The 14,060-nt window shown below is 69.5% G+C and carries 10 protein-coding genes and 1 pseudogene; 8 read left to right on the top strand and 3 right to left on the bottom strand.

All coding sequences use genetic code 11. The annotated features are described in order from the left end of the window. Positions 1-393: 393 nt before the first annotated feature. Together ACFHWT_RS28105 and ACFHWT_RS28100 are read left to right on the top strand one after the other, a co-directional pair. Positions 394-537: a hypothetical protein gene (locus ACFHWT_RS28105; RefSeq protein ID WP_416597684.1), complete on the top strand. Its 144-nt coding sequence runs from the start codon at positions 394-396 to the stop codon at positions 535-537. 20 nt (positions 538-557) lie between these two features. After that, positions 558-686, top strand: a pseudogene (locus ACFHWT_RS28100) (helix-turn-helix domain-containing protein); the annotation flags it as partial. Positions 687-820: 134 nt separating this feature from the next. On the opposite strand, the gene ACFHWT_RS28095 reads toward ACFHWT_RS28100, so the two are convergent. After that, a complete protein-coding gene (locus ACFHWT_RS28095; RefSeq protein WP_416557283.1) occupies positions 821-1,522 on the bottom strand; it encodes a hypothetical protein in 702 nt (233 codons plus the stop codon). 1,184 nt (positions 1,523-2,706) lie between these two features. Between ACFHWT_RS28095 and ACFHWT_RS28090 the strand changes: the two genes are divergently transcribed. The 6 genes from ACFHWT_RS28090 to ACFHWT_RS28065 all read left to right on the top strand — a co-directional run bounded on the left by ACFHWT_RS28090 (position 2,707) and on the right by ACFHWT_RS28065 (position 10,510). Then, positions 2,707-4,041, top strand: a complete 1,335-nt coding sequence (locus ACFHWT_RS28090; RefSeq protein ID WP_416597683.1) for a quaternary amine ABC transporter ATP-binding protein — start codon at positions 2,707-2,709, stop codon at positions 4,039-4,041. Next, positions 4,038-4,925: an ABC transporter permease gene (locus ACFHWT_RS28085; RefSeq protein ID WP_416597682.1), complete on the top strand. Its 888-nt coding sequence runs from the start codon at positions 4,038-4,040 to the stop codon at positions 4,923-4,925. The genes ACFHWT_RS28090 and ACFHWT_RS28085 overlap by 4 nt, the downstream gene beginning before the upstream one ends. Positions 4,926-5,092: 167 nt before the next feature. After that, on the top strand, positions 5,093-6,004 hold the full coding sequence (locus tag ACFHWT_RS28080) for a glycine betaine ABC transporter substrate-binding protein (protein ID WP_416597681.1): 912 nt from the start codon (positions 5,093-5,095) through the stop codon (positions 6,002-6,004). Positions 6,005-6,255: 251 nt separating this feature from the next. Further along, positions 6,256-7,821, top strand: coding sequence for an aldehyde dehydrogenase family protein (locus ACFHWT_RS28075; RefSeq protein WP_416597680.1), 1,566 nt, complete (start codon positions 6,256-6,258; stop codon positions 7,819-7,821). Further along, positions 7,821-9,197, top strand: coding sequence for an aminotransferase class III-fold pyridoxal phosphate-dependent enzyme (locus ACFHWT_RS28070; protein ID WP_416597679.1), 1,377 nt, complete (start codon positions 7,821-7,823; stop codon positions 9,195-9,197). Before ACFHWT_RS28075 ends, ACFHWT_RS28070 begins: the two co-directional genes overlap by 1 nt. Further along, positions 9,194-10,510: an aspartate aminotransferase family protein gene (locus tag ACFHWT_RS28065; RefSeq protein WP_416597678.1), complete on the top strand. Its 1,317-nt coding sequence runs from the start codon at positions 9,194-9,196 to the stop codon at positions 10,508-10,510. Before ACFHWT_RS28070 ends, ACFHWT_RS28065 begins: the two co-directional genes overlap by 4 nt. Before the next feature lie 31 nt (positions 10,511-10,541). Here the strand turns inward: ACFHWT_RS28065 and ACFHWT_RS28060 are convergent, their stop codons facing one another. After that, a complete protein-coding gene (locus tag ACFHWT_RS28060; RefSeq protein ID WP_416597677.1) occupies positions 10,542-11,633 on the bottom strand; it encodes a ribonucleotide-diphosphate reductase subunit beta in 1,092 nt (363 codons plus the stop codon). Continuing rightward, entirely contained in the window at positions 11,630-13,969 is a 2,340-nt protein-coding gene (locus ACFHWT_RS28055) for a ribonucleoside-diphosphate reductase subunit alpha (RefSeq protein WP_416597676.1), read from the bottom strand. The genes ACFHWT_RS28060 and ACFHWT_RS28055 overlap by 4 nt, the downstream gene beginning before the upstream one ends. Positions 13,970-14,060 lie beyond the last annotated feature (91 nt).

Genomic DNA, 14,060 nt, shown 5'->3' with positions numbered 1-14,060 from the left:
TGTCGAGCGCACGGCGGGTGTCGGTGACGGCGTGGTTGTTGGCGTACGCCTCGGCGGCGCGTAGGTCCAGGATCGTGCCGACTGCTCAGGCTGCCAGCCCGCCTCGGCCAACAAGCGCCTGATCCCGTCCCCGCTGACTGCCACCGCATCGACCCTTCACCCGTAGTGGTCGCTCCCACGCACGGTAGCGGACCTGGTGTCCGGCAGGCTGCCCCGACACCGATCCGCACCGATGCGCACCACGCGCACCCCCTCCTGTCACCACCCGACTGAGGTCAACTGGGCACATCGGATTCCGGCGATGACCCGAATCCGATTCCGGTAAAACGGGCCAGCGGGTCGGAGCGCGGTAACGCTCCGACCCGCCGGCCTCGCCAGAAGGTGAGAGTGCTCGTGATCGCCAAACTGCTACCGATCGTCTTCGCCGGCCTGATGCCCGGCTTCCTCCTCGGCCTGTTCGCGATCCGGGTCAAGTCCCGGTGGTGCCCCCGCCGCGGCGCGACCACCGAGGAGATCCACCGGAGCACGCACCGATGACCGCGCCCGGCCGCCACCGCATCGCCGACCAGCCCATCGGCCGGCGGATCGCCCAACTCCGCGCCCGACGTGGCCTCACCCAGCAGGTCTTCGCCGACCGGATCGGCAAACCCCACTCGTGGGTCGACAAGGTCGAACGCGGCATCCGCTGCGGGTGTACCACCCCTCTACCTCCGCCGCAGGCACCGCCGTACAGGTTCTTTCGGACACGGCTTATCCGGGCGTCAAGGGACTCGGCTGACCGCCGCCGCGTCGTCGATGTCCACTGCAGCTCCGCCGGTGGTCAGCCGTGCTGGACGAAGGCGATCTTTTCGTAGACGTGGACGGCCCGTACGGGTAGGGCGGGCCGTCCGTGCCACCCCGCCCAGTGCCGTCGGTTCACGTCGTCGCAGAGGCTCTGGACGAGTCCGACGGATGTGCCTTGGTCTCCGGGCGGGCCGCCGCCGTACTCGTCGAGGTAGGCCGTCGACATGTCCTCGATGATGTAGAAGCCCGACGGTCGCACGTGGTCGACGAAGAGTGCGTCGAACGATGCCCGGATGTGCGCGTTGACGTGGCTACCGTCGTCGATGACGACGTCGAATGGCCCGTACCGGCGCCCGAGCTCCCGCAGGTAGGTCTGGTCGGACTGGTCGCCGCGGTGAACGTGGATTCGCGGCTCGTCGATCTGCTTCTCGGCGATGTCGAGGCCGTGGATCTGGCCACGCTGGAAGTAGTCCCGCCAGGTGCGCAGCGACGAACCTCCCCAGGTGGTGGAGTCGTAGCCGCCGATGCCGATTTCGAGCAGGTTGATCGGGCGGTCGCGGAGGTCGCCGAGATGCCGCTCGTACAGCGCGGCGTAGCCGTGTCCGCGACCCTTGTCGGTGTCGTAGACCCTGGCCAGCAGGGGCAGGTTGCGGCGCACGACAGGTGCCACGAGCCGTTGGACACGGATGATCCGCTGGTCACCGATGGCGTGCCGGATTTTCGCCCGAGTACTGAGCATAGACAGGACTATAGGCGGTTTTGCCCGCTTATGCGGGACAATCAGGCAAGAGACCGGATCGACCCTGCTGATCCCGGCTCCGCCGGGCGGTGAGCATCCACCGCAAGATTCTCCCGTTCGACGGAGACAATGTGCCCGCAGTGATCATCACCAAGGCGGTGCTGCCGGCCAGGGATACCGTTGATCACCGACGTGACGATCACCCACCGGATCGGGATCACGGCGCGTTCATGATCCACTCAGTGGTCGGGTCGACAGTTCCACCCGCAAGGGCTCGCGTCGGGCGCCACGAATGTCGCTGCCCGAACGACACTGAACATGCAACTTTCTTGACCGTCAGGTCAGGGTGCCCATCTCCAGAACCGCCTTCGGGCTGCGAAGTCCGGGTGAGCCAGCACGGCTTGTGGGTGGGAAGTAGTCGGAGGCAGCGGCCCAGCGGGGGGAGGTGGCTCATCGGGCGAGGTGCCAGGGCGGCAGAGGCAGGGAGCAGAGCCACAGAGGTTAAGGGCAGGACGGCAGGGCGGTTCAGACAGGTTAGCGCGCTCATCGCCACGCGAACTCTTGCCCGCTCATTTGCACTAACCATTCAAGACGATCGAGCAGCACTTCGGGCACCGCACTCCCCCACACCCTGCCAGCACATGTTGCGAAACTCGATAACTGATTCACCGTCGAAAGATCATGTTCAATCCGAACCGTCACCCCGGCCGCTCATTTCCGCAGATCAGCAGTGGCCCACCCAGTTGCCAGTGAATTGTTATCCAGCTAGATACGGCGACCTGCGGCACAGACTTTCCGCCGGGCACCCTTGGGCATCGCCGCCGCAGGTCAGGGGCCCTGCCCCGGGATAACCGGATGTACCTCGTCATACCTCGCATCTCGGGCCGGCGAGCGCGGTGTGCGCTTTGCCGTACCGCCAGCACACATACCTGATTCGGTGGCGATACCGTCGACAATGGAACAGCTGGAATGGCAGCACCGCCACCAGACACCCCGTGCAAGATGTCCGAAATATCCCGTACGGGAATGTTTTTCGTTCGTGGCAGACCGTCGGGTATGGTCGAGTGCAAACCCCCACCACAGACCTGGTTTGACTTGCCCACCGACCGTCCGACGACTCGATTTCGGTCGATGAACACCTCCCGTGTGCGTCGATTGGGACCAGCGTCACGACATTCGTTGGAATGGAGATCGTGTCCGCAATCGTCGTGAAATCGTTGTACAAAATTTTCGGCAAACGTGCTGACAAGGCGCTCGAGCGCCTCAAGACCAGCCAACCCGACGCTCCGGCGAACCTGGGCGGCGCCACCGCAGCCGTCGTCGACGCCAACTTCGAGGTCCGGCCCGGCGAGATCTTCGTCGTGATGGGGCTCTCCGGGTCCGGGAAGTCCACCCTGATCCGGATGCTGAACGGCCTGCTCACCCCGACCGGCGGCTCGGTCGAGGTCGACGGCGTCGACCTGACCAAGCTCAAGCCGGCCGCGCTGCGCAAGCTGCGCCGCGAAAAGATCAGCATGGTCTTCCAGCACTTCGCGCTGCTGCCGCACCGCTCGGTGCTGGAGAACGCCGGCTACGCGCTGGAGGCGGCCGGGCTGCCCCGCGCCGAGCGGCGGGAGCGGGCGATGGAGGCACTGCGCCTGGTCGGTCTGGACCGTTGGGCGGACAAACTGCCCCAGGAGCTGTCCGGCGGGATGCGGCAGCGGGTCGGCCTGGCCCGGGCGTTGGCGGCCGGCACCGACATCATGCTGATGGACGAGGCGTTCTCCGCCCTCGACCCGCTGATCCGCCGCGAGGTCCAGGACCAGTTGCTGGACCTGCAGGCTCAGCTCGGCAAGACGATCGTCTTCATCACCCACGACCTCAACGAGGCGATGCGCCTCGGTGACCGGATCGCCGTGATGCGCTCCGGCCGGATCGTCCAGCTGGGCACCGCCGAGGAGATCCTCACCGACCCGTCGAACGACTACGTGGCGCAGTTCGTGGCGGACGTCGACCGTACCCGCATCCTCACCGCCTCATCGGTGATGGAGCGACCGCTCGGCGTCGTCGACGTCAACTCCGGTCCCCGGGTCGCCGCCCGGATCCTCCGGGAGACCCAGACCTCCGCGATCTATGTCACCGGCAAGAACAAGCAGTTCCTCGGTACGGTCTCCGACGACGTCGTTGACCAGGCGGTCCGCGACGGCCGGCGAAACCTGCAGGACGTGGTGACCACCGACCACGTCCGGGTCGCCGGGGAAGACACCCCGGTCGCCGAGTTGTTCACCCCCTGTGCGGAAAGTTCGCACCCGCTCGCGGTGACCGACACCACCGGCCGGCTCACCGGCGTGATCCCCCGGATCACCCTGCTCACCGCGCTCGGCAGCATCGGCAGCGACACCGGCAACGGGACCAGCGACGGCACCGGCGACGACGCCGAGCCGACCAGCACCAGCGAGGCGGGCACCATCACCGCGACAGTCCCCGATCAGGCAACCCCGGCTGACGCAGTGCTGAGCCCGGAGGGAGACCGCTCATGAACGCCGCCGACGGCATTGACAGCATCCTCCCGTACGTCAAGATCGGCTCGGCGTTCGAAATCGTCGTCGACTGGACGACCGAGTACCTGGGTGCGCTCTTCGACGGGATCTCGACATTCGTCGAGTCGCTGGTGGATCCCCTGGTCGACGTGCTGCTCGCACCGCCGGCGATCGTCGTGGTGCTGATCTTCGCGGCGCTCGGCTGGTGGCTGCGCGGGTGGAAGTTTGGCATCGGCACCGCCATCGGGCTCGGCATCGTCGCCGGCATGCCCTACTGGGAAGAGACCATGAGTACGCTGGCGTTGGTGCTGGTGGCGAGTGCTCTGTCGCTGGCGATAGCGGTCCCGCTCGGGATCCTGATCGCGGAGAACCAGCGGGCGGCGGCGTTGACCCGTCCGGTGCTCGACCTGATGCAGACGTTGCCGGCGTTCGTCTACCTGATCCCGGCGATCTTCTACTTCGGCATTGGCGCCGTCCCCGGGGTAATCGCTACGGTGGTGTTCAGTATGCCGCCGGGGGTCCGGCTGACCCAGTTGGGCCTGCGACAAATCGACCGCGAGGTGATCGAGGCCGGTGAGGCGTTCGGTGCGTCGCCCTGGGCGGTCCTGCTCCGTACCAAGCTGCCGCTCGCCCTGCCGACCATCATGCAGGGGGTCAACCAGGTGATCATGCTGGCGTTGTCGATGGTCGTCATCGCCGGGATGGTCGGGGCCGGCGGCCTCGGCGAAGTGATCAACACCGCACTCGCCCGGCTCCAGGTCGGCCAGGGCTTCGAAGGCGGCATGGCCGTGGTGATCCTGGCGGTGGTGCTCGACCGGCTGACCGACTCGATCGGGGCCCGTACCCGGTCGGCGAAGGCGCAGCGGGCGCTGCAGGAAGCCTGACCGCGAGTCCGACCGGACCGACCCGAGACCGGACCGACCCGAAGACCGAACTAGAGCTGCACCGTATCCGAACCGAGATCCCGCAGGGAGGGTCACCGGTGCCGGCGCCCTGCCTCGCTGCCGCGAGTCCGCCGGTGTAGGGCAACACGATGGAAGGACGACAACGAATGTTCCGCAACAACCCGCTACGCCGGGCCGCAGTGGCGGCCACCGCCGCCCTGGCCCTAGGGCTCGCCGCCTGCGGCAGCGACGCCGACAGCGACACCGGCAGCGACAACGGCTCCGACGCCGCCGACAAGAGCATCACCATCGGCTACATGGCCTGGGACGAGGCGATCGCCGCGTCCTACCTGTGGCAGAACATCCTTGAGGCCGAGGGGTACGAGGTCGAGCTGACCAACGTCGAAGCCGGCGTGGTCTACTCCGGTCTGGCCTCCGGTGACATCGACCTGTTCCTGGACGGCTGGCTGCCGCAGACGCACGCCTCCTACATGGAGGAGTACAGCGACGACCTGGAGACGATCGGGGTCTGGTACGACAACGCCAGCCTGAGCATCGCCGTCCCCGCCTACGTGGACGGGGTCGACTCGCTGGCGGACCTGGCCGACAACGCCGAACTGTTCAACAACGAGATCATCGGCATCGAGCCGGGCGCCGGTCTGACCGCCGCCACCCAGGACAACGTCATGCCGACCTACGGGCTGGACGACTACGAGCTGCGGACCTCGTCCACCCCGGCGATGCTCGCCGCGCTGCAGAGCGCGATCGGCGACGAGGAGCCGATCGTGGTGACCCTGTGGCACCCGCACTGGGCCTACTCGAACTTCGAGCTGAAGGACCTGGCCGACCCGGAGGGCACCCTGGGTACCGCCGAGGAGATCACCACGCTGGCCCGGACCGGGTTCAGCGCGGACTTTCCCGAGGTGACCGCGATGCTGGAGAAGTTCCAGATGGACGACCAGCAGCTCGGTTCGCTGGAGGACCTGATGTTCAACGTGCACGAGGGTGACGAGCCGGCCGCCGTCGAGGCGTGGCTGTCGGAGAACCCGGACTACCTGTCCACCCTGGGTGTCTCCTGACCCGGAGCGACTGACCGAAACACCACGGACCGGGGTGTCCGGGCTGGCCTGACGGCCGGTCCGGGCACCCCGGTCCCCCGTCTGTCGTGAGCACTGCGGCAGCCTCCGGCGGCCCGGCAGCAGCCCTGCTCGGCGGAGAAGTTCTTGCTTCTGATACGCGTTGCGCAGTAGATTTTCCTGCATGACGCGATGATGTATGGAATTTTTGCCACCCTTCACCGGGGTGCCGTCCTGCCGAAAGGAGTTCTTTCGTGGCCGCACGCTTCCGGGTCACCTACGCGACCCTGTCCGCTGACAACGAGGACCTGCACACGGCGTACGAGGACGGCGCGGACCGGGCGCGGGCCTGGCTGGGTCAGCGCCTCACCCCGGTGGTCGACGGCGCCGCCCGGCCCGGGGTCGACCCGGCCGAGCTGGTCAGCCCCGGCGACGTGACGCTCAAGCTGGCCACCGTCACCGCCGCCACCGACCAGGACGTCGACGCGGCCGTCACCGCCGCTCACGCCGCAGCGCCCGGCTGGGCCGCGACACCGTGGCCGGACCGGGTCGCGGTGCTGCGCCGGGCGGCCGACCTGATCAGCGACCGCTCCAACGAGTACGCCGCGCTGATGAGCATGGAGGTCGGCAAGAACCGGCTGGAGGCGCTCGGCGACGTCGAGGAATCGGCGGACCTGATCCGCTACTACTGCGACATGTACGACAAGCACCACGGTTTCGACCAGCCGATGGCGACCATCGCCGCGAACGAGTCCACCCGCAGTGTGCTCAAGCCGTACGGCGTCTGGGCGGTGATCAGCCCGTTCAACTTCCCGATGGCGTTGACCGCCGGGCCGGCCGGCGCGGCGCTGGTCGCCGGCAACACCCTCGTCCTCAAACCCAGCCTGCAGGGCACCTTCTCGGCCTGGAAGTTCTTCGAGTGCCTGGTCGACGCCGGGCTACCGACCGGCGTCGCGCACTTCCTCCCCGGCGGCGACGGCCCGGGCCGGACGCTGGTGGCGCACCCCGGCGTCGGCGGCCTCACCTTCACCGGGTCGTACGAGACCGGCATGTCGATCATCCGGGCGTTCATCGGCGCCTACCCGAGGCCGGTGATCTGCGAGATGGGCGGCAAGAACGCCGCGATCGTCTCGGCCCGGGCCGACCTGGACCGGGCCGTCTCCGGCGTCGCCCGCTCCGCGTTCGGCTTCTCCGGCCAGAAGTGTTCGGCCTGCTCCCGGGTGTACGTGGCGCGCGAACTCCACGACGAGTTCGTCGCCCGGCTCGCCGAACGGGCCGAGTCGCTGGTCGTCGGCGACCCGCTGGCCCGCGACACGTACCTCGGTCCGGTCATCGACGCCGCCGCCGTACGCCGCTACGGCGAGGCCGTCGCGCACGCCGCGACCATCGGCCGGGTGGTCACCGGCGGCCAGGTGCTCGCCGGGGTCGACGGCCGCCCCGACGGCTACTACCTCGCACCGGCCGTCGTCGCCGACGTACCGCCCGACGACGACCTGTTCCAGCGGGAGCTGTTCGTGCCGTTCGTGGCGGTCAGCCCGGTCGACTCGGTCGACGAGGGCCTGGACCGGGCCAACAGTGTGCCACTGGGCCTGACCGCCGGGTTCTTCTCCACCGACCAGGGCGAGATCGACCACTTCCTCGACCGGATCGAAGCCGGCGTCGTCTACGTCAACCGGCCGGCCGGCGCCACCACCGGCGCCTGGCCCGGGGTGCAGCCGTTCGGCGGCTGGAAGGGCTCCGGCAGCACCGGCAAGGCCGGTGGCGGACCGTACTACCTGCAGCAGTTCCTCCGCGAGCAGTCGCAGACGGTGGTGGCCTGATGACGACGATCCCCGACTGGTTCGACCCGGACCGCCCGCAACCGCACCTGGTCACCGAACTGCCCGGACCGCAGGCCCGCGAAGTGCTGGCCCGCGACCAGGCGGTGACCAGCCCGTCGCTGCCCCGCGCCTACGCGATCGCGCCCCGGCGCGGCCACGGCACCGTCGTCGAGGATGTCGACGGCAACCTGTTCCTCGACTTCAACGCCGGGATCGCGGTCACCTCCACCGGCCACTGCCACCCCACGGTCGTCGAGGCGGTGCAGCAGCAGGCCGCGACCCTGCTGCACTACTCGGCCAGCGACTTCTACCTGCCGCTGTACGGCCAGATGTGCCAGGCGCTGGCCGCGACCGCTCCGATGGACGGGCCGGTACGGGTCTTCCTGACCAACTCCGGGGCCGAGGCCGTCGAGGGCGCGCTGAAGCTGTCCCGGTACGCCACCGGCCGGCAGTACGTGATCAGCTTCTACGGATCGTTCCACGGCCGCACCTACGGGGCGATGACGCTGACCGGGTCGAAGTCCAAGTACCACAAGGGATTCGGCCCGCTGCTGCCCGGCGTACTGCACGCGCCCTACGCCCCGGCGTCGCTGGACTTCATCGAGGAGGTGCTGTTCGAGCACCAGGTGGATCCGAGCGAGGTCGCGGCGATCTTCGTCGAACCGATCCAGGGTGAGGGTGGCTTCATCGTGCCGCCGGCCGGCTGGCTCGCCCGGCTGCGGCGGATCTGCGATCGGCACGGGATCCTGCTCGTCGCCGACGAGGTGCAGTGCGGCATGGGCCGCACCGGCCGGATGTGGGCGATCGAGCACACCGGCGTACAGCCGGACATCCTGATCAGCGCGAAGGGCATCGCCTCCGGCCTGCCGCTGGGCGCGTTCCTGGCCCGGTCCGAGCTGATGGAGGCGTGGGGTCCGGGCGCGCACGGCTCCACCTACGGCGGCAGCCCGGTGCCGTGCGCCGCCGGCCTCGCCACCCTGCGGGTCATCCAGGACGAGGGCCTGCTGGACAACGCCATCGAGCAGGGTGAGTTCCTGCTCGCCGGGCTGCGCGAGCTGCAGCAGGCGTATCCCCGGCTGGTCGTCGACGTGCGCGGGGTCGGCCTGATGATCGGCGTCGAGTTCCCCACCGGCGAGATCGCCGGCCAGGTGCAGCAGGCGGCGTTCAGTCGCGGCCTGCTGGTGCTGGAGGCCGGCGTCAACGCGGTACGGATGTCGCCACCGCTGGTGATCACCCGGGCCCAGGCGCAGGCCGGTCTGCGGCTGTTCGGCGCGGCCGTCGCCGAGGTCGCCGCCGACATGCAGGCCGCCGGCAACGGAAAGGTCGAAGCCGGCGGGGCGGTCGCAGCCGGCGGGGCCGTCGCCGTACCGGGATGAGCCACGTCTTCGGCCGGGTGTCCGACGACGCGCCACGGATCGCCTCGGCGTCCGGCGCGCAGCTGTGGGACACCACCGGCAAGCGCTACCTCGACGCGGCCGCCGGGGCGATCGTCGTCGGCATCGGCCACGGCGTCACCGAGGTGGTCCGGGCGCAGGCCGAGCAGGCCGGCGCGGTCGCGTACGCGCACGGCTCGATGTTCCGCGCCGACGTGCTGGAGGAGTACGCCGCCGAGCTCGCGGCCGTACTGCCGATGGACGATCCGTTGGTCTTCCCGGTCTCCGGCGGCAGCGAGGCGGTGGAGACCGCGCTGAAGATGGCCCGCGCCTACCACCTGGCCCGGGGCGAGGACCGGCACCTCGTCGTCGGCCGGGTCGGCTCCTACCACGGTAACTCCCGGGGCGCGTTGGACGTCTCCGGCCGGGCCGGGCTGCGTGCGCCGTACCTGCCGTGGCTGGGGCAGGCGGTGCACACCTCGACCCCGTACGAGTACCGCTGCCCGTTCCCGGACACCCATCCGGTCGGCTGCGGGGCGCGGCACGCGGCGGCGCTGGCCGAACTGTGCCGGGCCCGGCCGGTCGCGGCGTTCATCGCCGAGCCGATCGCCGGGGCCGGGCTGGGCGCCTGCGTCCCGCCGGACGACTACTGGCCGGCCGTCGCCGAGGTCTGCCGCCGGTACGGGGTGCTGCTCATCGCCGACGAGGTAATGACCGGCTTCGGCCGCACCGGCACCTGGTTCGGCATCGACCACTGGGGGGTACGCCCGGACATCCTGGTCGCGGCGAAGGGAGCCAGCTCGGGCTACTGGCCGCTGGGGCTGGCCGTCGCCGCCGGCCCGGTGCACGGCACGATCGCGCGCACCGGTTTCACCCACGGCTTCACCTACTCGCACCACCTGGTCGGCGCGGCCACCGGCCGGGCGGTGCTGCGGGTGCTGCGCGAGCGCGACCTCGTCGCGGCCGGCCGGCGGGCCGGCGAGTCGCTGCGCCGGGCCCTGCGCCGGGAGCTGGCCGACTCACCGTACGTCGGGGACGTCCGCGGTCGCGGTCTGCTGGTCGGCGTCGAACTGGTAGCCGACCGGCAGACCGCGCGGCCGTTCGGCCGTACCTCCCGGGTCGCCGAACGGGTCGTCGCCGCCGCCCGGCACGCCGGTCTGCTGCTCTACAGCGGAACCGGCTGCGCCGACGGCGTCGACGGTGACGTGATCCTGCTCGGCCCGCCGCTGGTCGTCTCCGCCGACGAGGTCGAGGAGATCGCGGTGGGCACGGCGGCGGCGATCCGCGCCGTCACCGAGCCGGCCGCAGCGGGGTAGCCGGTCGCGGCGGGCCGGGCGGGGACGCGGGTCAGAAGTCGTCGTCGAAGGTCACCGAGCCGGTCACCCCGACCTGGTACGCCGACACCCGCCGCTCGAAGAAGTTGGACAGCTCCTGCACGTCCTGCAGCTCCATGAACGCGAACGGGTTCTTCGACCCGTACATCGGTTCGATGCCGAGCACCGCGAGCCGCCGGTCGGCGACGTGCTGCAGATACTCCCGCATGTCGGCCAACGACATCCCGGACACGCCCTGGTCGAGCAGGTCCGCAGCGAACTGCACCTCGCACTCCACCGCCTCGGCCAACATCTCCTTGACCTGCTGCTGCATCTCGGCGTCGAACAGGTCCGGCTCCTCGGCGCGGACCGTGTCCACCACGTCGAAGGCGAACGCCATGTGCATCGACTCGTCGCGGAACACCCAGTTGGTGCCCGAGGCGAGACCGTGCAGCAGACCCCGGGAACGCAGGAAGTACACGTACGCGAAGGCGCCGTAGAAGAACAGCCCCTCGATGCAGGCGGCGAAGCAGATCAGGTTGAGCAGGAAGGCCCGCCGGTCGGCGCGGGTACGCAGCTCCCGCAACTCGAAGATGGAGTCGATCCATCTGAAGCAGAACTCGGCCTTACGGGCGATCGACGGGATGTTCTCCACCGCCGCGAACGCCGCGAACCGCTCCCGCTCGTCCGGCACGTAGGTGTCCAGCAGGTTCAGGTAGAACTGGACGTGCACCGCCTCCTCGAACAGTTGCCGGGACAGGTAGAGCCGGCCCTCCGGGGAGTTGACGTGCTGGTAGAGGTTGAGCACCAGGTTGTTCGCGACGATGGTGTCGCCGGTGGCGAAGAACGCGACCAGCCGGGACACCAGGTGCTGCTCGGCCGGCGACAGTTTGGCCAGGTCCGGCAGGTCGGAGTGCAGGTCGACCTCCTCCACCGTCCAGGTGTTCTTGATCGCGTCCCGGAACCGGTCGAAGAACTGCGGATACCGCATCGGCCGCAGGGTCAGGTCCATGCCGGGGTCGAGCAGCAGCTGCCGCCGACCGGCGCCGGTCGTGGCGTCGCTGGCGGCGTTGCTGGTGGCGGTGGCGGTCGCGGTGGCGTTGCTGGTTTCGGAGACGGTGGTCACTGGCAGGCCTCACAGGTTTCGGGGTTTTCCAGGGAGCAGGCCAACGCCTCGTCGTCGCCGGCCGCGACGACCGGCCTGACGGTCGGCGTGGCGGCCGGTGCGATGCCGACGGTGGCCTGCTGGATCCGGGTCGCCGGACGCGACCGCAGGTAGTAGGTGGTCTTCAGCCCGGACTTCCAGGCGTACAGGTACATCGAGGAGAGCTTGCCGATGGTCGGTGCGCTGAGAAACAGGTTCAGCGACTGCGACTGGTCGACGTACGGGGCGCGGGCGGCGGCCAGGTCGATCAGTGCCCGTTGCGGCAGCTCCCATGCGGTACGGAACAGCTCCCGCACGTCGGCGGGCAGGTCCGTGAGGCCCTGCACCGACCCCTCGGCCCGCTTGATCTGCTCCCGGACCGGCGCCGTCCACAGCCCGCGCGCCTTCAGCTCGCCGACCAGGTAGGTGTTGATCTGCAGGAACTCCCCGGACATGGTTTCGCGTTTGAACAGGTTGGACACCTGCGGCTCGATGCACTCGTAGCAGCCGGCGATCGAGGCGATCGTCGCGGTCGGCGCGATCGCGACCAGCAGCGAGTTCCGCAGACCGTGTGCGGCGATCGTCGACCGCAGCCGGGCCCACCGCTCGGGCTGGCCCGGCTCGGCACCCCACAGGTCCGGGTGCAGCTCGCCCCGGGCGGCCCGGGTCTCGGCGTACGCCGGATGCGGGCCGAACCGTTCGGCGAGCCCGGCGGAGGTCTCCAGCGCGGTCAGGAAGATCTCCTCCTGGACGCGGGTGGACAGCTCCCGGGCCGGCGCCGAGTCGAACGGCAGCCGCAGCGTGAAGAACGCGTCCTGCAGGCCCATCAGCCCCAGCCCGACCGGTCGCCAGCGCGGGTTCGACGCCGCCGCCTGCGCCGCCGGGTAGTAGTTGATGTCGATCACCCGGTCGAGGAACACCACGGCGGTACGGACCGTGGCGCGCAGCTTGTCCCAGTCGACGCCGTCGGCGGTGACGTGCGCGCCGAGGTTGACCGACCCGAGGTTGCACACGGCGGTCTCGGTGTCGCTGTTGACCTCGAGGATCTCGGTGCACAGATTGGACAGGTGGATCGTGTTGCCCGGCTCGCCGGTCTGGTTGGACATCCGGTTCGCGGCGTCCTTGAACGTCATCCAGCCGTTGCCGGTCTGCGCCAGGGTGCGCATCATCCGCCCGTACAGGTCGCGGGCCTTGACCGTCCGGACCGCCTTCTTCTCCGCCGCCCGGTACGCCTCGTCGAACGCCTCGCCATACAGGTCGGGCAGCTCGGGTGCGTCGGACGGGTCGATCAGCGACCAGTCGGCGTCCGCCTCGACCCGCCGCATGAACTCGTCCGGGATCCAGTTGGCCAGGTTGAGGTTGTGGGTGCGCCGGGCGTCCTCGCCGGTGTTGTCCCGCAGCTCCAGGAACTCCTCGACGTCCGGGTGCCACGGCTCCAGGTAGACGCAGGCGGCGCCCTTGCGGCGGCCGCCCTGGTTGACCGCCGCGACCCCGGCGTCGAGCGTCTTGAGGAACGGCACGATGCCGTTGGACTTGCCGTTGGTGCCCCGGATCAGCGCGCCCCGGCCGCGGATCCGCGACCAGGAGATGCCGATCCCGCCGGAGAACTTCGACAGCTTCGCCACCTGGTGGTAACGCTCGTAGATCGAGTCGAGCTCGTCACGCGGCGAGTCCACCAGGAAGCAGGACGACATCTGGGTGTGCCGGGTGCCCGAGTTGAACAGGGTCGGTGAGCTGGGCAAATAGGCCAGGCTGGAGATCAGCCGATAGAAGTCGATCGCCTCGGCCGGCGTCTGGGACAGCCCGCACGCCACCCGCAGCAGCCAGTACTGTGGCGTCTCCACCACCAGCCGGGTCTGCGGATGCCGCAGCAGGTAGCGGTCGGCCACCGTTCGCAGCCCGAAGTACTCGAAGCGCAGGTCGCCGTCGACGTCGACGGCGTCGTCGAGTTTGCGGGCGTTGCGGGCCACGAAGGCCGCGGTGTCGTCGGCGATCAGCCCGAGTCCGTGGGCGTAGCGGATCGACTGGCTGAAGCTGGCCACCTGCTGGCCGCGGACCTCCTTGTCCACGTAGGCGGCGAGCAGCCGGGCCGCCAGCTTCGAGTACTGCGGCTCCTCGCCGATCAGCTCCGCCGCCGTCTGGATGGACAGCTTGTCCAGCTCGGCGGTTGTCGCCCCGTCGTACAGTCCGCTGATCGTCCGGGTCGCCACCCGCAGCGGGTCGACCTCGGTCAGGTCGGCGACCCAGTGTTCGACCGCCTTGACGATCTTGTTGACGTCCACCGGTTCGGTGTCGCCGTTGCGCTTGCGTACCTGCATCGGTTCCCCTTGTCGTGCCTGTCCACCGGTCGAGGACACGCGGGGAGGACGCCACCGGTCGCCCACCTGGCGGTCTGCTCCGCCGGTGTGA

This window comes from Micromonospora sp. LOL_021 (assembly GCF_048060215.1).
Lineage (GTDB): Bacteria > Actinomycetota > Actinomycetes > Mycobacteriales > Micromonosporaceae > Micromonospora_E.
The sequence above is the reverse complement of the archived record's forward strand: the minus strand, read 5'-3'. Positions and strand labels throughout refer to the sequence as shown.